This is a genomic window from Rhodococcus sp. P1Y, assembly GCF_003641205.1.
In the GTDB taxonomy this organism is placed as follows: Bacteria; Actinomycetota; Actinomycetes; order Mycobacteriales; family Mycobacteriaceae; genus Rhodococcoides.
The window spans coordinates 4,105,942-4,126,585 of the sequence record NZ_CP032762.1 but is presented as its reverse complement, the minus strand read 5'-3'; the positions used below and the strand labels follow the sequence as shown (position 1 = coordinate 4,126,585).

At 63.1% G+C, this 20,644-nt stretch carries 21 protein-coding genes and 1 riboswitch; of the genes, 13 read left to right on the top strand and 8 right to left on the bottom strand.

Annotated features, from left to right (window positions below; genetic code table 11):
* Positions 1-214 precede the first annotated feature (214 nt).
* The gene (gene ctaC, locus D8W71_RS18965; RefSeq protein WP_121119545.1) at positions 215-1,294 is read left to right on the top strand and encodes an aa3-type cytochrome oxidase subunit II; all 1,080 of its coding nucleotides are present in this window, start codon (positions 215-217) and stop codon (positions 1,292-1,294) included.
* Positions 1,295-1,312: 18 nt separating this feature from the next.
* Positions 1,313-1,729 (top strand): cytochrome c oxidase subunit 4, encoded by a 417-nt coding sequence (locus D8W71_RS18960; protein ID WP_121115611.1) that lies wholly within the window; start codon positions 1,313-1,315, stop codon positions 1,727-1,729.
* A gap of 84 nt (positions 1,730-1,813) precedes the next feature.
* Here D8W71_RS18960 and D8W71_RS18955 read toward each other — a convergent pair whose 3' ends face one another.
* The 5 genes from D8W71_RS18955 to ctaE all read right to left on the bottom strand — a co-directional run bounded on the left by D8W71_RS18955 (position 1,814) and on the right by ctaE (position 6,977).
* A complete protein-coding gene (locus D8W71_RS18955; RefSeq protein WP_121115609.1) occupies positions 1,814-2,080 on the bottom strand; it encodes a helix-turn-helix domain-containing protein in 267 nt (88 codons plus the stop codon).
* Between the two features lie 341 nt (positions 2,081-2,421).
* Complete coding sequence (qcrB, locus tag D8W71_RS18950; RefSeq protein WP_121115607.1) at positions 2,422-4,194, bottom strand: cytochrome bc1 complex cytochrome b subunit; 1,773 nt, start codon at positions 4,192-4,194, stop codon at positions 2,422-2,424.
* A gap of 2 nt (positions 4,195-4,196) precedes the next feature.
* On the bottom strand, positions 4,197-5,408 hold the full coding sequence (gene qcrA, locus D8W71_RS18945) for a cytochrome bc1 complex Rieske iron-sulfur subunit (RefSeq protein ID WP_121115605.1): 1,212 nt from the start codon (positions 5,406-5,408) through the stop codon (positions 4,197-4,199).
* A complete protein-coding gene (qcrC, locus tag D8W71_RS18940) occupies positions 5,387-6,265 on the bottom strand; it encodes a cytochrome bc1 complex diheme cytochrome c subunit (RefSeq protein ID WP_236077505.1) in 879 nt (292 codons plus the stop codon). Before qcrC ends, qcrA begins: the two co-directional genes overlap by 22 nt.
* Before the next feature lie 100 nt (positions 6,266-6,365).
* Positions 6,366-6,977, bottom strand: coding sequence for an aa3-type cytochrome oxidase subunit III (ctaE, locus tag D8W71_RS18935; protein WP_121115601.1), 612 nt, complete (start codon positions 6,975-6,977; stop codon positions 6,366-6,368).
* A 244-nt stretch (positions 6,978-7,221) separates the two neighbouring features.
* On the opposite strand from ctaE, the gene D8W71_RS18930 reads away from it, so the two are divergent.
* Both D8W71_RS18930 and trpD read left to right on the top strand, forming a co-directional pair.
* Complete coding sequence (locus D8W71_RS18930; RefSeq protein WP_328588794.1) at positions 7,222-7,614, top strand: hypothetical protein; 393 nt, start codon at positions 7,222-7,224, stop codon at positions 7,612-7,614.
* Between the two features lie 56 nt (positions 7,615-7,670).
* Positions 7,671-8,744 (top strand): anthranilate phosphoribosyltransferase, encoded by a 1,074-nt coding sequence (gene trpD / locus D8W71_RS18925; protein ID WP_121115597.1) that lies wholly within the window; start codon positions 7,671-7,673, stop codon positions 8,742-8,744.
* Positions 8,745-8,749: 5 nt separating this feature from the next.
* On the opposite strand, the gene D8W71_RS18920 is transcribed toward trpD, so the two are convergent.
* Together D8W71_RS18920 and D8W71_RS18915 are read right to left on the bottom strand one after the other, a co-directional pair.
* Positions 8,750-9,025: an Lrp/AsnC family transcriptional regulator gene (locus tag D8W71_RS18920; protein WP_121115595.1), complete on the bottom strand. Its 276-nt coding sequence runs from the start codon at positions 9,023-9,025 to the stop codon at positions 8,750-8,752.
* A 49-nt stretch (positions 9,026-9,074) separates the two neighbouring features.
* Positions 9,075-10,799, bottom strand: a complete 1,725-nt coding sequence (locus D8W71_RS18915; protein ID WP_121115593.1) for a DEDD exonuclease domain-containing protein — start codon at positions 10,797-10,799, stop codon at positions 9,075-9,077.
* Between the two features lie 149 nt (positions 10,800-10,948).
* Here D8W71_RS18915 and D8W71_RS18910 point away from each other — a divergent pair, with 149 nt between their 5' ends.
* The 5 genes from D8W71_RS18910 (at position 10,949) to D8W71_RS18890 (ending at position 15,965) form a co-directional block, all read left to right on the top strand.
* Positions 10,949-11,230 (top strand): hypothetical protein, encoded by a 282-nt coding sequence (locus D8W71_RS18910; RefSeq protein WP_121115591.1) that lies wholly within the window; start codon positions 10,949-10,951, stop codon positions 11,228-11,230.
* A 115-nt stretch (positions 11,231-11,345) separates the two neighbouring features.
* Positions 11,346-11,513: riboswitch (cyclic di-AMP (ydaO/yuaA leader) on the top strand.
* Between the two features lie 16 nt (positions 11,514-11,529).
* Positions 11,530-12,090 carry a C40 family peptidase gene (locus tag D8W71_RS18905; RefSeq protein WP_201265132.1) on the top strand — a complete coding sequence of 187 codons (561 nt, stop codon included), beginning with the start codon at positions 11,530-11,532 and terminating at the stop codon, positions 12,088-12,090.
* A gap of 407 nt (positions 12,091-12,497) precedes the next feature.
* A complete protein-coding gene (locus D8W71_RS18900) occupies positions 12,498-13,481 on the top strand; it encodes a C40 family peptidase (protein WP_201265431.1) in 984 nt (327 codons plus the stop codon).
* A 22-nt stretch (positions 13,482-13,503) separates the two neighbouring features.
* Complete coding sequence (locus D8W71_RS18895; RefSeq protein WP_121115585.1) at positions 13,504-14,826, top strand: hypothetical protein; 1,323 nt, start codon at positions 13,504-13,506, stop codon at positions 14,824-14,826.
* A gap of 14 nt (positions 14,827-14,840) precedes the next feature.
* Positions 14,841-15,965, top strand: a complete 1,125-nt coding sequence (locus D8W71_RS18890) for a glycosyltransferase family 4 protein (RefSeq protein ID WP_121119543.1) — start codon at positions 14,841-14,843, stop codon at positions 15,963-15,965.
* 20 nt (positions 15,966-15,985) lie between these two features.
* Here D8W71_RS18890 and D8W71_RS18885 read toward each other — a convergent pair whose 3' ends face one another.
* On the bottom strand, positions 15,986-17,791 hold the full coding sequence (locus tag D8W71_RS18885; protein WP_201265131.1) for an AMP-dependent synthetase/ligase: 1,806 nt from the start codon (positions 17,789-17,791) through the stop codon (positions 15,986-15,988).
* Between the two features lie 132 nt (positions 17,792-17,923).
* Here D8W71_RS18885 and D8W71_RS18880 point away from each other — a divergent pair, with 132 nt between their 5' ends.
* The 4 genes from D8W71_RS18880 (at position 17,924) to D8W71_RS18865 (ending at position 20,574) form a co-directional block, all read left to right on the top strand.
* On the top strand, positions 17,924-18,313 hold the full coding sequence (locus D8W71_RS18880) for a polyketide cyclase / dehydrase and lipid transport (protein ID WP_201265130.1): 390 nt from the start codon (positions 17,924-17,926) through the stop codon (positions 18,311-18,313).
* 123 nt (positions 18,314-18,436) lie between these two features.
* The gene (locus tag D8W71_RS18875) at positions 18,437-18,874 is read left to right on the top strand and encodes an SRPBCC family protein (protein WP_121115579.1); all 438 of its coding nucleotides are present in this window, start codon (positions 18,437-18,439) and stop codon (positions 18,872-18,874) included.
* Entirely contained in the window at positions 18,871-20,124 is a 1,254-nt protein-coding gene (locus D8W71_RS18870) for an ArsA family ATPase (protein ID WP_161965510.1), read from the top strand. The genes D8W71_RS18875 and D8W71_RS18870 overlap by 4 nt, the downstream gene beginning before the upstream one ends.
* 15 nt (positions 20,125-20,139) lie before the next feature.
* Entirely contained in the window at positions 20,140-20,574 is a 435-nt protein-coding gene (locus tag D8W71_RS18865; protein WP_121115575.1) for a hypothetical protein, read from the top strand.
* Positions 20,575-20,644: the final 70 nt, after the last annotated feature.

Genomic DNA, 20,644 nt, shown 5'->3' with positions numbered 1-20,644 from the left:
CTACTACCTCGTTTCGCAATCGGGAGTAGTGCCGGCACTGGCGATCGTGCATGACGCCCGTGGCGGCACGGAAAGTACGAGTATGCCGTAGACACGGACGAAGAAAGGTAACGACCCGACAGTGGAGTTGCGACCGCTTTGGTCTACGCTGCGTAGTACTAGGGCATCCGCATGTGGAGGCCCTCATTCTTCAGTGGTGAGCGATCAGGAAGGCGTGAACGTGGCGCAGAGTCGGATCCTTCGGCGAGCCGGGCTGACAGCATTTCTCGGCGTAGCCGCGTTGCTGTTGTCGGGCTGTTCCATCGACAACGAGGTCCTGCGCTTCGGCTTTCCGGTGGGAGTCACTCCCCAGGGGAAGTCGATTCGCGAATTGTGGACGTGGTCCGTGGTGGCAGCCCTGATCATGGGCATCATCGTGTGGGCTCTGATCTTCTGGGTGGTCATCTTCCACCGTAAGAAGAAGGATTCGCCGGAGTTCCCACGCCAGACGGCGTACAACGTCCCGCTGGAGCTCTTCTACACAGCGGTTCCTTTCGTCATCATCGCGGTGCTGTTCTACTTCACCGTCGTCGTGCAGAACTACGTCGACGAGAAGCAGCCGAACCCCGACGTCACGGTCGATGTGACGGCGTATCAGTGGAACTGGAAGTTCGGCTACCAGACGGTCGACCTCAAGGACGGCGTCGCCAAGTACGACGGCACCGACGTCGAAGCTCAAGAAGCAGCCGAAGCAGCCGCGACTCCGCCCGAGGGTGAGGCCGAAGGCAGCGAAGACGGTGAATTCGTTCCAGGAGCAATCCACGGCGTCAGCCCGCAGGATCTTTCCTACCTGCATTACAACCAGATCGAGACCGTTGGCACGAGCAACGAGATCCCGGTCCTGGTTCTCCCGACTGGCAAGCGAATCGAGTTCGTGCTCGCGTCTTCGGATGTCATTCACGGTTTCTGGGTTCCGGAGTTCCTGTTCAAGCGCGACGTCCTTCCCAACCCGAAGGAAAACCACTCGGACAACGTTTTCCAGATCTCCGAGATCGAGCGTGAGGGTGCGTTCGTCGGACGTTGCACCGAAATGTGCGGCACGTTCCACTCCATGATGAACTTCGAGGTTCGTGCGGTGTCCCCGGACGACTTCCAGGAGTACATCGAACTCCGTAAACCGGAGTCCGACGGTGGAGAAGGTTTGACCAACGCTCAAGCTCTCGAAGCGATCGGCCAGTCTCCGGTCGCCACCAGCACCTACCCGTTCACGACGGATCGTGGACTCAAGTCCGAATCCGTCGCCGAAGGCAACTGACCCAGGAAGATTGCTGAAATGAAAATCGAAGCCAAGATCTTCGAGATCCTGACTGTCTTCTTTCTTCTCGTCGGGATCGTGTACGCCCTCTTCACCGGCTTCTCGCGCACCGGCGTCGAATGGGCAGGTGTTACGGCCATCGCTCTGTCGGTCGGTCTAACGCTGATCATCGGAACTTACTTCCGGTTCGTCGCGAGGCGTCTCGACACGCGTCCCGAGGACTTCGATGACGCCGAAATCAGCGATGGAGCTGGTGACCTGGGCTTCTTCAGCCCCGGCAGCTTCTGGCCGATCGTTCTCGCGGGCGCCGCTTCCGTCACCGCCATCGGGTTCGCGTTCTTCCTGTGGTGGCTCATTGCGTTCGGAGTCGTGCTGATCCTGTCCGCTGCGGCCGGCCTGGTGTTCGAGTACCACGTGGGACCCGAGAAGCACTGACCTGCCAGCTGGCTAGACGTTCCACAAGCGCCGACCTCGTTACACGGGGTCGGCGCTTTTCGTTGTATGTGAGGGTGCCTGGGGTCAGGAGGCGTCGGCCCGCGTACAAGCGCGCGACACCGTCGCCGCGACGTCGTCGAGTGAGAGACCCAGTGCTCTGCACAGCGCTGACACCGTGAAGAACGCCGGTGTAGGAATTCTGCCGGTCTCGATCTTTCGAAGCGTCTCCACCGAGATCCCAGCCTCGCCGGCAACCTCCGTCATGGTCCGCTGACCCCGGGTGGCACGGAGCAGCTCACCCAGTCGCAGTCCACGAGAGAGCTCTTCGGGGGACAGGGGGATTCTCACCATGAGTCCAATAGTAATACCGGGACAGCTGTCGATGCCGCGGACATTGCTGAGCGGGACACTCGTGGGTGTCGGCGATGGTGACGGGTAGGGCGTCGGCGATGGGGTCGCGTGGGCGTCGGCGATCTACCCTCGCGTTGTACGGTGCTGGGCTCGTTCAGCGCACAATGCGAGGGTAAGTGTGAGCGAGGGTCAGCGCTTCTCGACGCGATTGCAATGTGCTCACGCTGCCGGTGGGGGAGCGGGGTAGGCGCCACCGCTGGGCGAGACCGCTGGGCAAGACGCAGAAACGCCACAGGGCGGCACCCGTGTTGGGTGCCGCCCTGTGGCTGTGAAGCTGTCTTCTAGTGCTCGCTATCGCTCTCCTGGCGGGCGGGAGCATGATCGCCGTCGCCGTTCGAGTGACCGTTGCCGTTCGCGTGTCCGTTGGAACCATTGCCGTTCGAATGACCGTTGCCGTTGGCGTGGCCGTTGCCGTTCGAATGGCCGTTGGAACCGTTGCCGTACAACGAAGCCTGGTAGTTCTTCAGCATCGTCAGCTGCTCGACCTCGCCGTGGTGCAGAGCTTCTTCCAAAGCCTTGCTCTCCGAGACGGGGTCGGGACGGAAGATCGATCCCGAACCCGGCTTGCCGGCAGAACCGAGTTTGCTCATCTTCTTCGGAACGGCAGCGCCCTGGTACTCGAGCGGAATCGGGTGTCCGTGATCGTCGACCGGTCCGAGAGGCTGATGAACCTCGACGTACTGGCCGTGGGGCAGGCGCTTGATGATTCCGGTCTCGATTCCGTGATCGAGAACCTGGCGGTCGCTGCGTTGCAGACCGATGCAGAACCGGTATGCGACGAAGTACGCGATCGGAGGAAGCACCAGCATGCCGATGCGTCCGATCCACGTCATCGCGTTCAGAGAGATGTCGAACTTGTACGCGATGATGTCGTTGACGCAGGACAGCGTGAGCACGATGTAGAACGCCAGAACCATTGCGCCGATGGCGGTACGGACCGGCACGTCGCGCGGGCGTTGAAGCAGGTTGTGGTGCGCGGTGTCACCGGTGAGACGCTTCTCGATCCACGGGTACGCAATCATGACCGTGAACACCAGACCCATGATCAGGGCGACGGCGAACACTGCGGGGATCGTGTAGCGGCCGGCGATGTAGATATCCCATGCCGGCCACAGTCGAGCGAGACCGTCTGTCCACATCATGTAGAAGTCCGGCTGCGATCCTGCGGACACCTGGGCCGGGTTGTACGGACCGAGGTTCCACACCGGGTTGATCTGGAACAGACCACCCATCAACGCCAGCACACCGAAGGTGACTGCGAAGAATGCACCGGACTTGACGGCGAAGACCGGGAGGATACGAACGCCGACGACGTTCTTCTCGGTGCGGCCCGGTCCGGGGAACTGGGTGTGCTTCTGGTACCAGACCAGCGCGAGGTGGGCGGCGATCAACGCAAGGATGATCGCGGGCAACAGCAGTACGTGTGCAACGTACAGACGCGGAATGATGATCGTGCCGGGGAAGTCACCGTCGAAGATCAGCCAGTGCAGCCAAGTGCCGACGATCGGAATGCTCATCGTGATTCCGGAGAACGCGGCACGGAGGCCGGTGCCCGAGAGCAGGTCGTCGGGGAGGGAGTAACCGAAGAAGCCCTCGAACATCGCGAGGATCAGCAGCAGGCAACCGAGAACCCAGTTGGCTTCACGCGGACGACGGAACGCACCTGTGAAGAAGATGCGCAACATGTGCACGATGATCGAGCACGCGAACATCAGTGCGGCCCAGTGGTGAATCTGACGCATGAACAGTCCGCCGCGCACCTCGAACGAGATGTTCAGCGTTGTTTCGTACGCACGCGACATCGACACACCGCGGAGTGGTTCGTAGATGCCGTTGTACTCGACTTCGCTGAGCGAAGGGTCGAAGAACAACGTCAGGAACACTCCCGAGATCAGCAGGATGACGAAGCTGTACAGCGCGATCTCACCGAGAAGGAAGGACCAGTGTGTCGGAAAGACCTTGTTGATCTGTCGACGTAGGCCTGGCGCCAGGTGGTAGCGACTGTCGACGTCGTTGGCCTGTTTGGCTGCAAGGGTTTGCAACGAGGGACTCATAATCAGCTCTCCCTACCGGTGGGACGCTCCCAGAAGGCGGGTCCCAGGGCTTCGATGAAGTCGCCGTCGGCCACGAGGAATCCATCCTCGTCGACGGTGATCGGAAGTTGAGGCAGCGCGCGCGCAGCCGGTCCGAAGATCGGCTTGCCATATTCCAGTGCATCGAACTGCGACTGGTGGCATGGGCACAGAATGCGGTTCGTCTGCTGCTCGAACAGGGAGGTCGGGCAACCCAAATGCGTGCAGATCTTCGAGTAGGCGAAGTAGTCGCCGTAGTTGAAGCTTTCTTGACCCTTGCGCTTGATGACCTTCTGCGCGTCCTCGGTGCGTAGGCGGATGAGCATTACGGAGTTACGAATTCCCCGCAGCGAAGCGAGTAGCGCGTGGTCGTCGTCGCGGTCGGCCTCGCGGAACGGGAAGACAGTCTCCATGGCTCCAGCATCCATATCCTCGGGGCGAACCAGCACGACGTCGTGTGGACGTCCTGTGTCGCGCCGAAGGTAGATCGTTTCTCCAGGATAGCGCGGGGTCCAGCCCGAGACCCAGAGCGGAGATTTGTCACCTTCCGCCCACGGGTTCTTGATCAAGCCACCGAGGGGGAGCAGCGCCATGATTCCGAGAGCTCCACCACCGAAGAACAACGAACGCTTGATGACCTTGCGTCGACCGATCGTCGAGGTGTCGAGCGAGTCGCCGAGTTCTGCGACGACCGTCCGACGGTCGACCTCGGACGATCCACCGTCGTGACGGTCCTGGATCGAAACCTCTTCGGGAATGAACTTCTTGGTGAACTGGACGGCACCGACGCCGACGCCGAGGATGGCGAGGCCCATGGTGAGACCGATGAGAGGCGTGTACAGCGAGTACGCGTCGTAGTTCTCCTCGCCGCGGCCCGCGTACTGCCACGGCCAGAAGAGGTAGATACCAATGAAAGCCACCGCGGAGATGCCTGCGAGCGTGAACCATGCTGCGACACTTCGCTCGGCGCGCTTCTCGGCCTTGGTGCCCTTGACCGCCCAACGGTCACGTCGGAAAGCGACGTCGACGTGGTCGAGGTTGGTGCCGAGCTCGACCAGCTGGTCGCGGCTCATTCCCGCCAGTTCTTCGTCGGTGTACTTCTTGTTCACATCCACCTTGTCGACCTTTGCGCTGTCAGCGTGGTCGCTGCCGGTACGCCCGGAGTCAGCATCGCTCATGACCTTGATCCGATCCATAGTGTCGCGCCGACCACGGCGGCGATTCCGACTACCCAGATGGCGACCATTTCGGTACCGGGTCCGAAGCCGCCGAGACCCCATCCGCCGGGGGCCTTCGTCTCCTGCGCCGACTTCACGTAGGAGATGATGTCGACCTTCTCCTCCTGGGTCAGCTGGCGGTCCGAGAACTTGGGCATGTTCTGGGGTCCGGTGATCATCGCTGTGTAGATGTCCTGCTCGCTGGCAGGCCCGAGAGCGGGGGCGAACTTGCCCGAGGACAACGCGCCACCCTCACCGGTGAAGTTGTGGCAGGACGCGCAGTTGAGTCGAAACAACTCACTGCCCCTGGCGATGTCTCCACCCTGCAAAGAGGACTGAGCAATTTCGCCGTTGCTGTCACGGATGACCGTGGGTCCGCCGCCGTTGGCCTGGATGTACGCACCGAGGGCATCGACCTGCTTGTCGTCGAACTTCGGTGGCTTGCGCATGATTTGAGCTTCATTGCGGACTGCGGGCATACGACCGGTCGAAACCTGGAAGTAGACGGCTGCCTCGCCGACGCCGATGAGGCTGGGCCCACGATCCTGTACGCCCTGGAGGTTCACGCCGTGGCATGTAACGCAAGACGTGTCGTAGAGCTGCTTGCCTTCGCGGATCAACGCTGCCGAATCCTGATCGGCAGTGGCGACCTGGGGCGTCGGGGTGAGTGCGGATGCGAGGAATCCAGCGCTGAGGAGACCCAGCATCAGGACGAGTGCTCCGGTCACACGACGGCGGGTCTTGCGCTTCCGTCGGCTCTTGACGGCAGACACGGACTCGGCTGCTTCGAGTCCATGTGTGCTGTCACCGGATGCTGCTGGGGGAGATGAACTCATCTTCTATCCCTTGTCGTGTCGGGACGGACCGAACGTCGGGGGCTGAGACCGGACGTCCGCTGCGGTTGGCGAAGTGAAAACACGTGATCTTTAACGTTGACTAGCGAACGAAGTAGATGGTGGCGAACAGCGCGATCCAGACGATGTCGACGAAGTGCCAGTAGTACGACACGACGATCGCGGCGGTTGCCTGAGCCGGCGTGAACTTACTGACCAGCGTTCGCGTGATGAGGAATACGAATGCGATCAGTCCGCCGATGACGTGCAGTCCGTGGAATCCGGTCGTGATGTAGAAGACCGATCCGTACACGCTCGACGACAATGTCGTTCCTTCGTGCACCAGGTGGTAGTACTCGTAACCCTGGCCTGCCACGAAGAACGCGCCCATGGCCAGCGTGATGATGTACCAGCGTCGCAGTCCGAAGACGTCACCTCGCTCGGCGGCGAACACACCGAGCTGGCAGGTGAACGACGACGCAATCAACACGGCAGTGACCGGGACGGCAAGCGCGAGGTTGAGCTCGGTCGGTTCCGGTGGCCAGTTGCCGTTCGCTTGCGCCCTCGCGACGAAGTACATCGCAAAAAGTCCAGCGAAGAACATGAGTTCGCTCGACAGCCACACGATGGTGCCGACGCTGACCATATTGGGACGGTTCAGCGAGTGCACGCGTTGGGTGATTGCCGATCCTTGAGTCCCTACAGCGCTCGTCACAGAAAGAAGTATGACTGCCCGTAGTACCGAACGCATACCCGGGTCCGGTCTTGGCGCGTCGCCGCATGGGCCTTACGCGGGAACCGCTACGAAAGGCCAGCTCAACAGGTGGGAGCGGACGTTCGGAAGCGTTGCGTGGAAGGCTTGCCTAATGGCAACGAACGACGGTAGATCCTGGTTCCGGCGACTTTTCCGCCGAGCGAAGCCGGCTCCTCTCGACCCCACAAGAGCAGATTTGGTGATAGTGGCTTTCTCGTTCGACGACGCCGAGTCCGCGTCGTCGGCGCTGGATCGAGCCAGTGCGTCGGGAGGGTGGAATGAAACGCAGGAAACGGTCTTCCGGCACCACCTGGTTCTGCCGGCCGATGCGGTCTCCGACGCCGAGGCAGTTGCATCGCAGGACGACTATGTTCGGGTTTCCCACCCGACGCCTGCCCCGGAAGTCCCGACCTCCGGGTACCGCGCCGATGTGGCGGACGGCGTCGAGGTCACCCTTCAGCGCGTTCAGGTCGTCGATGCGCTGCACATCTCACAGGAGCGGTCGCGGATGGCCGGGTTGGCTCAACGCCGCGGAGGGATAGTCACGGGCTGGGATGCCTTGCAACCGGGGGAGGCTGGTGCGGGCGTCCCTGACTAGGATTTCGTGCGTACGGGTCTCGCCCGCCGGGAGCTCGAGAAAGGCATGTGCCGAGGATGACCTCATCGAAGAGTGTCGACGCGATCAGATCCTGGAAGAAAATTCTCGGAACACTGACGTCGAATGCCGATCTTTCCAGCGAGGACACGAGCTGGGCGATGGACGAGATCATGTCGGACAATGCGACCGCGGCGCAGATCGCAGCCTTCGGAGTCGCGCTCAAGATGAAGGGCCCGACGCCTGCCGAGGTTCGCGGGCTCGCCGATTCCATGCTCGCCCACGCGACGTTGGTGGACAGCGACGCCACGGCGGTCGACGTCGTGGGAACGGGCGGCGACGGTGCCGATACGGTCAATATCTCCACGATGGCAGCGATGGTGGCGGCATCAGCAGGTGCCCGCGTGGTGAAACACGGAAACCGCGCCGCGTCCTCCCAGAGCGGAACCACGGACGTTCTCGAGGCACTCGGGGTGAAGTTCGGTCTCGGTCCGGTCGGAGTAGCGACCACGGTGCGCGAGGTGGGCATCGGGTTCTGTTTCGCGCCCGTCTACCACCCGGCTTTGAGGTTTGCAGGTCCGCCGCGCAAGGAAATCGGCATCCCGACGGTGTTCAACGTATTGGGGCCGCTCACCAATCCTGGACGACCGAGGGCCGGGCTCATCGGCTGTGCGTTCGATTCGCTCGTACCCGTTGTTGCGGCCGTTTTCGCCGAGCGCGGTGCGAGCGCGCTGGTGGTACGAGGCGACGACGGTCTGGACGAGATCACTCTGTCCACCACGACCACGGTTCACGTCGTCTCCGGCGGCCAGGTGACCACGACGACAATCGATCCTCGGAACTTCGGGTTCGATCTTGTTCCCATCGACGCGCTGAAGGGCGGAGATGCGGCATTCAACGCCGATGTCGCGCGCTCGGTCTTCGGCGGCGCCGACGGACCGGTCCGCGACGCCGTTCTTCTCAACGCCGCCGCAGCAATCACAGCGTTCGACGGTATTTCCGACGGTATCGATCCGCATGCCCTCGACGTGCAGCTAACGCGCGGGATCGAGCGCGCCGCCGAGGCGCTCGACTCGGGCGCGACCTCCGAGTTGCTGAACCGTTGGGTCGCGCGGTCGAACGAACTGGACTGATCGACCTACTCGCCGATGGAGAACCCTGCCTCGATATCCGCGCTGGAGTAGGACTGAAACGCGATGTGGGTGGCGGTGTTGACGACGCCGGGAACCTTGTTGATTCGCTGTGTGACTACTTCGGCGATCTGTTGGTGGTCACGGACCTTGACTATCGCGATGAGATCGACATCTCCGGCGCACGAGTACACCTCGGTGACCCCGTCCACGTCTGCGACCGACTGCGCGGTCTCGGGGATCGCGTGAGCCTCGGCGTCGATCATGACGATTGCGTTGATCATGGTGCTCCTTCACAGCTACGAACGAGTTCGTCGAACACGTGAAGCAAGCTTAGAACGCTCGTCCGCCGCTATCGTCGATTGCGTTGCGCTCGCGGCGTGACACCGTCTTGGCGGTGATGCACCAGTCCCTCCACGAACCTGCCCCGTGGACGGGCTCGCCGTAACCGTCCGTAGTGCGCACGATTCTGACGCCGTCCGAATCGAGCCATCGTGCGACCAAACCGACTTCCTCGGGCGATGCGCCGCGAAGCGGGGTGCCGTCGGGAATCACGGTTTCGGCTGCGGCAACGATCGCCTCGACAACAGGCATGGGATGAACCCGCCGCGGCGTGATCGCGGCTCCGGTGAGCCGGCCGTACCGCACTACTGCCAGTTCCCAACCGCCGTCCGGGGCTCGGCGCGCGACGACGAGTTCTGTTATCGCTGCGATCGCGCCGAGGCGGTGCATTCTGCGCAGGACATCGGCGAGAATTGCGAGCCTGTCTCGCAAGCGGGTGGCGGACTCGAAAAGCTCGGCGTCGGCCAGCGTTGTGATTCTGTCGCGGATGGTGAACAGCACTCGATCGTCGAGCCCCTTCGCGAGCGTCACGAAGCGGCCGGGTGCTGCGGAGTACTCGTCGGGTGCGACGGCACCGGATGACGCTGCGGCACATCCACCTACTGCTGCAGGCAGGCAATCGTGAACGGTCGACCGGGGGATTCGATTGGTGCATGTGCGGATGCCACAGAACTCGGCGATCAGGGCTGCGGTGTCGGCTGCGTCGGATCGAGCGGTGAAAGGGCCGATCGAATCGGGTGTGGGTGTCCGCACCACGGACAACCGAGGAAACGCCTCCGTCGTGATCGTGATCCACCAGCCCTTCTTGGGGAACTTGGACCGGCGGTTGTACGGCGGGATGTGGGCGGACAACAATCTCAGCTCTCGAACGCCCGCTTCGAGTCCGTGGGCGCATTCGACGTAATCGACGTCGACGGCGAGCCCCACCATCTCTTTCATGCGCCCGCGTGTCTCCGAGCCGGTGAAGTAGTTGCGAACACGCCGCTGCAGATTGGTCGATGTCCCGACGTACAGGACTTCGTTGCCCGGTCCCTTGAACAGGTAGACACCAGGCGACCTCGGTAGGTGGGCGGCAAGCGAACGTTTCGCGCGTTGCCCCGCCGATACGCCGGGGAGGTAATCCACGAGCTCTGCGTAGCTGTGAACGCCTTGATTACCCACCCGCTCGATGAGTGCGTGCAGAACATCGACGGTGGCTCGTGCATCGTCGAGTGCCCGGTGTGTCGGTTGTGTGCTCACTTGGAACAGTGCCGACAAAGCCGACAGCTTGACCGACGGTGCCTCGTCGCGTGTCAGCACCCGTCGCGCGAGCTTGACCGTGCACAGGACTTGAAACCGGGGCCAGGCGATGTCGAGCCGCGACGCGGCAGCCTTCAGGAATCCCATGTCGAAACGGGCGTTGTGGGCCACCAGAACCGAGCCGCGTGCGAATTCGAGAAAACTGGGAAGCACGCGCTCGATCCGCGGCGCCCCGATCAGCATCGCGGTGGTGATGCCGGTCAACTCCACGATGTACGGGGGAATGGATCGGCCGGGGTCTACCAACGTGGCGAATTCGGCGACGACTTCCCCGCCTCGGATCTTGACCGCGCCGATCTCGGTGATTGCTTCGGTGTCCGCGCTGCCGCCCGTGGTCTCGAGGTCCACGACGACGAAGGTCGTCTGGTGCAACGGAGTATCGAGTTCGTCGAAACTCAGTTGAATCGGCAGGCTCACGAATCAGGACGGTATAGCCGGGTACCGACATGGCCGGTTCGAGAGTGCGCTTCGTGCTTCGTCGAACCCGAACATGTCGGAGGGCGACGTTAGGTTCGTGAACAAGCGACCGGAAACGCGTACTGACCTACGAAAGAGATGAGGATCACATGATCGTCGATTGCGGTGATTGCGCAGTGCGGGGTGACGCATGCGCCGACTGTGTCGTGACGGTACTTCTCGGGGCCCCTGGATGGCTTGTGGGCGTGGAGGCGCGAGTCGGATCGAAGCTGCCGCGAATTGCCCTCGACCAGGAAGAGTTGGGTGCGATGGACGTGTTGGCCGAGGGCGGTCTGGTGCCTCGCCTACGGCTTGTCACCGACTCGGCGGAGGGCTCGACCGGCGGGTCGTTATCGTGCCGTGACACACCGGACGGAAGGCGCGCGATCTAGCGCCGAAACGGGCTGATTTCGGATCTTCGGCGCGTTGGGGTCGACACAGGGGTATGCCATTTCGTAATCTTCCTGAGACCTTGCGGAGTCTCGCCAATCCAAACCGGAGCGGCGTCGCAAGTCACCGCCTAATCGGGACCACTCGTGAGAGTGCCCGTACCGGGAACCCGATTTCCACTGGGGTGAATCCTGCTTCGATCGCAATACGCGGTCGAGTGGGTAGGGCTGATCTTCCCAGCCCGAACCCGTCAGCTAACTCGGTCGGCGGATGATTGGAAGAAACGGAGCATCCCCTTCTCGTGGCGTCACACACTTCTCCCCGCTCATTGCGACGAATACTCGTAGCCGGCGCGATCACTGCCGGCGTGGTAGTTCTTCCCGCAGCCCCCGCAATGGCGGCCCCCATCACCATCCCCGGAATCGGTACGTTCGAGGTTCCGGAAATTCCAGGTCTTCCGCCGCTTCCGACCGCAATCCCGGGCCTCCCCGGTGTTCCGGCTCCGGTGGCTCCGCAGGTGACCCCGGCTGCCAAGGCCGTGCAGGCTGCAGAGTCCAAGATCGGCGCGCCCTATGTCTACGGCGCATCGGGCCCGAACTCGTTCGATTGCTCGGGACTCGTCCAGTGGGCGTACAAGCAGGCCGGAATCAGCCTGCCTCGCACCAGCTACGACCAGGCCGCTGCCGGAACTCCGGTTTCGCAGGCCGACCTCCAGCCAGGTGACGTCGTGTCCTTCTACGGCGGTTCCCACTCGGGCATCTACGCGGGTGGCGGCAACGTCATTCACGCGTCGACGTCCGGTGTCCCCGTGAAGGTCGCCCCGGTCTCCTCGATGCCGTTCGACGGAGCGCGTCGCTACTGATTTCGATGAACTGCAGGATGAGCAGCACCAGATTGTGTCGCGAGGCGGCGCCATCTGGTGCTGTTCTCTTTTTCGGAGCAAATGCGGTCCGGATGGACTACGACGACACCGTTCCGTAACCTTGCCGAGACCATCGGGGATTGGTGAAGAATCCCAAGGTTCACCCAGGCCCGATCTTTCCGACTGCATTCCTGCCCGCGGTGCGTTACCAGTGGGTAGGGTTTGTTTTCTGCATTCGGCTGGTTCCAGACGGGACGGCCGTCGGGTGCAGAACACGCCGAAACTTCATCTCGTTCGATCCACCTGCTAGGAACGGAGAGTCACCTTCCGTGGCGACACCGACGATCAAGCGCATCACCCGCTCCAAACGGAGCATTCTCGCCGCGGCGGCCCTGGCGGCTTGCCTGATGGTCGCGCCGACCATTCCGGCCACCGCGCAGCCGGGCGTCGACAGTTCTTCCGATGCGCAGACCCGACTGGCGGACCTGTCGAGGGAGTCGGAGCAAACGAACGAAGCGTTGCACAACGCAGAGATCGATCTGGAGGCGAAAACAGTCGCACAGCGCGACGCCGAAGCTGCCGTCACGGTTCATCAGCAAGCGTTCGATGCGGCGGAGGCCGCGCTCGCGCAGCTGAAGCCGGCTGTGGACAAGGTTGCCAACGTCAACTACCAGGGCGGCCGCACCAACCGTCTGTTCGCGGTGATGGTGAGCGATTCGCCCCAACAGCTTCTCGACCAGATGTCGGCGCTCGACATCATCTCAGCGGAGACCGCGCGTCAGGTCGAGCTTTTCAAGCAGGCTACGTCCGACGCTGCAGCAGCCGAGGAAGCCGCACGGCTTGCCGCGGACACTGCGCGGACAGCCGCCGAACAGGCCAAGGTCGTCAGTGACGATCTGCAGTCCAAGCAGAGCGAACTGCAGGGTCAGATGGCAGAGGTCATCGCGAGCTTCAACGCCCTCTCAGGAGCAGAGCAGGCCGATCTCGCCGGTTCGCCACTCCCGCCGGGATTCGACCTGTCCAAGATCTTGTCCACTCTCGTTCCAGGCTCGAGTTCGGGTGCTCTGCAGGCCGGACTCACGCAGATCGGCAAGCCGTATGTGTGGGGAGCGACTGGGCCAGACGGATTCGACTGCTCCGGGCTTGTGGTGTGGGCGTACAAGCAGGTCGGCAAGACCCTTCCGCGGTCCAGCCAAGCACAGGCGTCAGGTGGAACCCCTATCGATCAGAAGGACCTGCAACCAGGCGACGTCGTGCTGTTCTATCCGGATGCATCCCACGTCGGGCTGTATGCAGGAAACGGCAACGTACTGCATGCGTCGACGTTCGGCGTTCCGGTGAAGGTGCAGTCGATGGCGTCGTTCCCGTACTACGGCGCACGCCGCTACTGACCGCTGGGTCGGCTCCTCCGCAGTGATTTCACGTCCGTCGCGCCTGATCGTCTCCGTTCTCTGCTGCGGCTTGGTCGTGTCCGGGTGCGCCGCGGACGGCACGTCACCCGGATCCACGCAATCGGATTCACCGACGTCCACCGCTTCGTCCAGCCCCTACGAGACGCAGCGCCGCGAAGGCACACAGGACGTTCTCGACCGGTGGGCGGATGCGATCCGCAGCAACGACGTCGACGCGCTGAAAGCGACGCTCGATCCAGCGGCAAGCGAACAATTCGTACAGTCCGAGATCCGACGAGCTGCTGCTGTCTCGGCACTACCACTGACGGACTGGAGCTACGAGCTGCTCGACGAGCCCGAAACCCCGGTTCCGTCGGAAGTGGCAGGTCCGCTCGACGCCGCCGATGTGTGGGCGCCGTCGGTCGTACTGCGTTACGCGGTCTCGGGACCCGATGCCGAACCGACTTCGCGCCAGGTCTCGCTTCTGGTCGCCGAACGCGACGACGAGTGGAAGGTCGTGTCCGACGCGGATATTCCTGGTATCGAGCGCACTACGTGGCGCGGTCCCTGGGATTTCGGGCCCGTGATCACACGGTCGGTACCGACCTCGGGCGGAGTGTCCGTCGTTGTGGGCCATCCTGACCGGTCGGTGCTCGTCGACAATCTCGCAGCCGAACTGCCGGCGGCAGTCGATGCGGTCTCGGACTTCTACGGCGACCGATGGTCGCGCACTGCCCTTGTTTTCGTGTCGGATTCGGTAGAGGAGTTCGCGGCGTCTGCAGGCGATGCGTCGGCAGCAGCCGACGTTGCTGCTGTGACGGTCTCGGATGCGGTGGTCCCGGGGGCGCCTGTGACTGGACAGCGAATCGTGTTCAGTCCTGCGGCGCTGGAACGATTGTCCGAGTTCACCACGCGGTCTGTTCTGCGCCACGAGCTGACCCACGTCGCAGCACGCGCCGACACCGTCGACGGTTCGCCGATGTGGATGCTGGAAGGATTCGCCGACTACTCCGGTTACCGAGGATCCGGCGTTCCGTTCGCACGGATCGCGCCGACGTTGAGCCGAGTCGTGGCTGTCGGCGGACCGCCTATCGTCCTTCCTGAGGACTCGGACTTCGCAGCGGGCGGATCGAGATCGACTCTCGCGTACGAGTCCGCGTGGTCGGTCTGTGCGTTCGTCGCAGAACGGTTCGGTGAACCAGTCCTGTCGAACATGTACGAGCGTCTCGCGACCGGACCGAAGTCGGCCGCCGAGACAGCGGACGCCATTGGGGCGGCCACGGGTTCGAGCGCCGAGGACTTTTTGCAGGCATGGGGGTCGTGGGTGGTCGAGCAGTCGTCCTGACCTACGGTTGTCTCATGCGTCGGACCCTGCTGGTGACGAACGATTTCCCACCGCGCCCCGGTGGAATCCAGTCGTATCTGCACAGTTTCGCTACACGCTTCCCCGCCGACGAGTTGGTGGTGTACGCGCCCCGGTGGCGAGGGGACAGTCACGTCACGTTCGATGCACAGCAGCCGTTCGAGGTCGTGCGCCATCCGACGACACTCATGCTGCCGACGCCTCTCGTCGCCCGCAGAGCGGCCGAGCTGGTCCGGTCCCACGGCTGCGAATCGGCCTGGTTCGGAGCCGCAGCCCCGTTGGCTGTGATGGCGCCTGCGCTTCGGCGTGCGGGCGCAGGCAACATCGTCGCGAGCACGCACGGCCACGAGGTGGGCTGGTCGATGGTCCCTGGCGGGCGTGCGACGTTGCGGGCGATCGGCAATTCCGTCGACACGGTCACGTACGTGAGCAAGTACACAAGGGGGCGATTCGCGTCGGCATTCGGTTCTCGTGCCGCTTTGGAACACGTCCCGCCTGGGGTGGACACCGACCGCTTCACACCGGACCCGGCTGCCAGGGAAGAACTGCGGGCGCGCTACGGGCTCGCTGATCGTCCGACGGTGCTGTGTCTGTCGCGGCTGGTCCCGCGCAAGGGCCAGGACTACCTCATTCGATCGATACGAGGGATTCGAGACCGTGTCGACGACGCGGTCCTCGTCATCGTAGGAGGGGGGCCGTACGAGGGAACTCTGCGAGCGCTGGTCGACAAGGAAGGCGTCCAGGACCACGTGATCTTCACCGGCACAGTGCCTTCTGCGGAGCTTGCCGCCCACCACACCATCGCCGACGTCTTCGCCATGCCGAGCCGAACACGCGGAGCCGGGCTCGACGTGGAGGGACTCGGCATCGTCTATCTCGAGGCGTCGGCGTGCGGCGTCCCCGTGGTCGCAGGCATGTCCGGTGGTGCGCCGGAAGCGGTGCAGCAGAACAAGACCGGGCTCGTCGTCGACGGTCGTTCGGTCGAACAGATCACCGATGCCGTTGCAACGATCCTGTCCGATCGCGCGCTCGCCGCGTCCATGGGAAACGCGGGCCGTAGCTGGGTCGAAAACAATTGGCGCTGGGACGTTCTCGCGGGAAAGCTGCGCTCGTTGCTCTGAACGGTGCGTGGCATGCGCCGTTACTTGGTGTAGATCGCCTCGATCTCGTCCGCGTAGGTCTTGACGATCACATTTCTCTTCAGCTTCATCGTAGGTGTCACCTCACCGGCTTCCTCCGTGAAATCACCCGGCAGAATTCGGTATCTCTTGATGGCCTCGGCGTGCGACACCGATGTGTTCGCATCAGCGATCGCGGCGTCGATCTCGGCCGTCAAATCGGGGTCCTTCGCGAGGTCGGACGGGGTGGCCTCGGCTGGCTTGCCGTGCGAGTCCTTCCAGCCGGAGAAGGCGTCGTCGTCGAGGGTGACGAGTGCTCCGATGAAGGGCTTCTGATCGCCGACCACGATGGCCTGGCTGATCAGTGGGTGCGCGCGCAGACGGTCCTCCAGCCCGGCGGGGGAGACGTTCTTTCCTCCCGCGGTGACGATGAGTTCCTTCTTGCGCCCGGTGATCGTGATGTAGCCATCCTCGTCGACCGATCCCAGATCGCCGGTACGGAACCAACCGTCGTCGAGCGATTCCGCGGACGCATCGTCGTTTCGCCAGTAGCCGGCGAACACGACGGGTCCGCGGAGTTGGATCTCTCCGTCCTCGGCGATGCGTACCGTGTTCGCAGGCAGTGGGCGTCCGACGCTTCCCACGCGCTGATGCCCGATGGTGTTCACGGCGAACGCAGCGCTGGTTTCGGTGAGCCCGTAACCCTCGTAGATCGGTACACCGATTCCGCGATAGAAGTGGCCCAGGCGTGCGCCGAGTGGCGCTCCACCTGAGATCGCAAGCTGGCATCGACCGCCGAGAGCCGCACGCAGTTTGGTGTAGACGAGTTTGTCGAACAGTGCGTGCTTGATGCGCAGTACGAGTCCGACGCCGGAGTCCTGGGCTTCGCTCCATGCGACGGCGGTGTCTGCCGCTGCGTCGAAGATCTTGCCTTTGCCGTCGGCGTGCGCCTTCTGCTTCGCGGTGTTGTAGACCTTCTCGAACACGCGTGGGACGGAGAGAATGAAGTCAGGTTCGAATGCCCCGAACGTCGAGACGAGATTCGGGATATCGCTCGTATGACCCACGGCGACACCGGCATCGAACGCTGCGATCGTGACGGCCCTCGCGAGCACGTGGGCCAACGGAAGGAACATGAGGGTGCGATTGCCGGGGCGAAGCAGCGACTCGAGCGACGTCTCGCGGATTCCGCGAGACTCGGCGAGCAGGTTCGCGTGGGTGAGCTGCACACCCTTGGGGCGCCCGGTCGTTCCGGAGGTGTAGATCAACGTCGCGGGATCCGAGGAGCGCAAAGCTGCGACCCTGGCCTTCACGTCATCCCCGGATACGGTGTTGCCCAGTGCGGTCAGTTCGGCGATCGCGCCGGTGTCCGCAGTGGGCCCGTCGATGCGGAACGTGCGTCGGACCGTGTTCGCCGCGGCGACGACGTCGGCGGTTTCCGTCACGTGAGACTCTGTCTCGAGCACGAGGAGAACCGGTTCGGCGTCGCTGAGGATCCATTCGACCTGGCCCGCCGACGAGGTCTCGTAGATGGGGACGGTGACGCCACCCGACGCCCAGATCGCGTAGTCGATGACCGTCCACTCGTACCGGGTCGAGGACATCAGCGCAACGCGATCGCCCTGGTTCAGGCCTGCGGCGATCAAACCTTTCGCTACGTCGGTCACCTGAGCTGCGAACGTTTCGGCGCTCACGTCCGACCACTGACCGTTCACCTGACGGGAGAACGCTGTGGACCCGGGTGAATTCGCCGCGCGTGCGAAGACCGTGTCCACGGCCGACTCGCCTTCTTCGATGACGAACGCTGCGGGCGATGTGAACTCACGCACGGTGACCTCCAGGAAAGAAAAGGTTAGCTCTACTCACGAGTAGCTCGGATTCGCTTCACTGTAGACCTGACCGGACGCACCGATCGACCGCCTCGTGTGTGCAGCGTCTGGCCGATGTGTGAAGCTCATCCGATGAGCAGTATCCAAGTTGCCGATCAGACATTCGTCGCCGCTCCGGGTGCGGTGCTCGCCGCATCACTCGGGCAGCCGCGGCGCTGGCGGACGTGGTGGCCGGACTTGCGCCTCGAGGTCACCGAGGATCGAGCCGACAAAGGCATCAGGTGGGCGGTCGGCGGTGCATTGACCGGGACGATGGAAGTGTGGCTGGAGGCCGTTTCGGCGCTCGACGGCGTCATCGTGCATTATTTCCTCCACGCGGAGCCTGCAGGTGCAGCGAACACCGATCTCGCTGTCGAGAACCGCAGACGCCGTGTCGCGGGTAAGACCATGGCATTCGACCTCAAGCGTGAGCTCGAGGTAGGCCGCCCTGCTGGTGAACGTCCGCAGCACACGCAGCTCTGACCGACGGCCGTTGTGCGCCAAACGGCGATCGTGTGAGATGAACATGGATAAGAGCTCCACGAGCCGGGTATAGCCCGAGCCGAGAGGACTTCACGAGAACAGAAGGGACACCGAGAAACCACGATGGCCGAGAGAACACAGAGGTCGATCACTGTCGACGCTCCATCTGCGCAGGTGATGGACGTGATCGCCGATTTCGACGCATACCCGTCCTGGGTGTCGGCTGCGAAATCGGTGGACGTGCTGGCGACAGGCGTCGATGGACGAGCGGACCGTGTGAAGTTCGTGCTCGACGCAGGAATGGTCAAGGACACGTACGAGCTCAGCTACCAGTGGGCATCGGACGGAAAATCTGTTTCTTGGGAACTGGTGTCGGGTGAGATGCAGAAGTCTCAGACCGGGTCCTACACACTGATCGAGAACAAGGACGGTGGCACCGAGGTCACCTACGAACTCGCCGTCGACCTGAACATTCCGATGATCGGCTTGTTCAAGCGCAAGGCCGAAAAGGTCATCACCGACACCGCACTCAAAGAACTGAAGAAGAGGGTCGAAGGCTGACCGACGACCGCGCAGAGGTCCACACCACCGTCCGGCTGTTCGTCGGCAAAGGTGGTGTGGGCAAGACGACTCTTGCGGTGAAGGCGGCACTCGACCTTGCGAGATCCGGACGGCGCGCCCTCGTGGTGTCTTTCGATCAAGCTCACTCGCTCGGGGACGTTCTTGCCCTGCCTTCACGGCGGTCGGACTTGTCGGACGCGATGACGGTGGACGCCGGGTTGGACGCGCTGGAGCTGAACACGCTGGAGCTGGTCGCTACGCGGTACGCAAAGCTCACCAACCTACTGTCGATGACTGGCGCAGGTCATGAACACGGCGTTCGATTCGGCGCTGTAGACCCCGAGGAGATCGTCGGTGCGCCGGGCGTCCAGGAGCTGCTCGGTTTACACCGAATCGTGGAATTGGTCGACGAAAAGCGATGGGACACGGTGTTCGTCGACTTTCCGGCCACCGCTGACGCTGTTCGTTCGCTCCAGCTCCCCGATCTCGTCGGCGGCTATCTCGAACGTCTGTGGCCCCAGCACGATCGGATAGTCGCCGGTACAGGAACCGATCCGCGGTTGACGGTTCTCGTTGCCATGATCGAGAGCGTCGTGTCCGGTGCCGACCGAGTCCGCACATTGCTTTTCGATCGACAGCGGACCTCGGTCGCCGTCGTGCTGACCCCGGATCGAGTCGGACTCGCCGAGACGCGTCGTACCCTGTCGGCAGCGGCATTGACAGGGCTCCCCCTCGACACGGTCATGGTCAACAAGGTTCTGCCAACACTGAATTCGGCGTCGGTCGGTCTCGTCGGAGCACATCCGGCTGTCTTCTGGTTCGAGGCGTGGCGGTCGGCGCAGCAGGACGTCATGGCCGAGATCGAAATAATGGCTGCAGGACGTTCGCTGGTGGTCGTGGAGCAGACCTCGGCCGAGCCGGTAGGGTTGTCCGGTCTGGGCGCACTTGCGCCGCGATTCGACGCGTCGCACGCGTCCGAATACGTGGGTGAGGATGGACCGACGGTTGTGCACGAATCCGGTACGGGGTTGGAGTCGATCTACACGATGACGATGGTGCTTCCGCTCGTCGATCCGTCGACGCTGACACTCGGCCGGGTCGAGGACGACATGATCGTCGGCGCAGACGGCGTTCGTCGTCGTGTGCACCTGGCTTCGGTATTGAGGCGGTGCATCGTCGTCGGCGCTGATTTCGAGGCCGGGTCGCTCGTCGTTCGTTTCCGTCCCGACGCGTCCGTGTGGCCGGTATGAGAGGGGAGCGGACCGTTGGCTGATCGACATTCCGACGTGTCCGCCGAACTCTGGGCGCTTGCCGAGACGGTGCTGACTCGTCTCGAGCCCGTGTTGCGCCAAGCGGTCGAGGACCAACGACAACGCCCCCAGCAGGGATGTAGTTGGTGCCCGGTCTGCGCGATGGCTGCGCTGGTACGAGGCGAACAGCACGACCTTCTCACCCTGGTGGCATCGGAGGGGGCAGCCGTGATCGCACTGCTTCGTCAACTGATGAGCGAACACACCGGCGCACCCGGCCCGAGCGGGACCGAGCGAGCGGGGCGGGAGGATCGGCCCTCCGGTGGCGAGGCTCACAGCGACGACCCGGCTGTTCCACGCGACACGGAAGACCCAGTAGTGCGACGGGCGAAGTTCGTACCGATTACCGTTACCGTGAAAGATCCGAATCCGCAGGATTCACCGAACTGACACGCAGTCGGTCTCTGTCCTGGGTCGGGAAGCACAGTTCTGCACGCCGTTGGGGGGCGGCCGAGAAAGG

Excerpts from the sequence above, each read along its gene's own strand:
- D8W71_RS18960 (WP_121115611.1), top strand. The coding sequence starts at position 1,313 with ATGAAAATCGAAGCCAAGATCTTCGAGATCCTGACTGTCTTCTTTCTT.
- D8W71_RS18955 (WP_121115609.1), bottom strand. The coding sequence starts at position 2,080 with ATGGTGAGAATCCCCCTGTCCCCCGAAGAGCTCTCTCGTGGACTGCGA.
- qcrB (WP_121115607.1), bottom strand. The coding sequence starts at position 4,194 with ATGAGTCCCTCGTTGCAAACCCTTGCAGCCAAACAGGCCAACGACGTC.
- qcrA (WP_121115605.1), bottom strand. The coding sequence starts at position 5,408 with ATGGATCGGATCAAGGTCATGAGCGATGCTGACTCCGGGCGTACCGGC.
- qcrC (WP_236077505.1), bottom strand. The coding sequence starts at position 6,265 with ATGAGTTCATCTCCCCCAGCAGCATCCGGTGACAGCACACATGGACTC.
- trpD (WP_121115597.1), top strand. The coding sequence starts at position 7,671 with ATGACCTCATCGAAGAGTGTCGACGCGATCAGATCCTGGAAGAAAATT.
- D8W71_RS18920 (WP_121115595.1), bottom strand. The coding sequence starts at position 9,025 with ATGATCAACGCAATCGTCATGATCGACGCCGAGGCTCACGCGATCCCC.
- D8W71_RS18910 (WP_121115591.1), top strand. The coding sequence starts at position 10,949 with ATGATCGTCGATTGCGGTGATTGCGCAGTGCGGGGTGACGCATGCGCC.
- D8W71_RS18900 (WP_201265431.1), top strand. The coding sequence starts at position 12,498 with ATGGTCGCGCCGACCATTCCGGCCACCGCGCAGCCGGGCGTCGACAGT.
- D8W71_RS18890 (WP_121119543.1), top strand. The coding sequence starts at position 14,841 with ATGCGTCGGACCCTGCTGGTGACGAACGATTTCCCACCGCGCCCCGGT.
- D8W71_RS18880 (WP_201265130.1), top strand. The coding sequence starts at position 17,924 with ATGAGCAGTATCCAAGTTGCCGATCAGACATTCGTCGCCGCTCCGGGT.
- D8W71_RS18875 (WP_121115579.1), top strand. The coding sequence starts at position 18,437 with ATGGCCGAGAGAACACAGAGGTCGATCACTGTCGACGCTCCATCTGCG.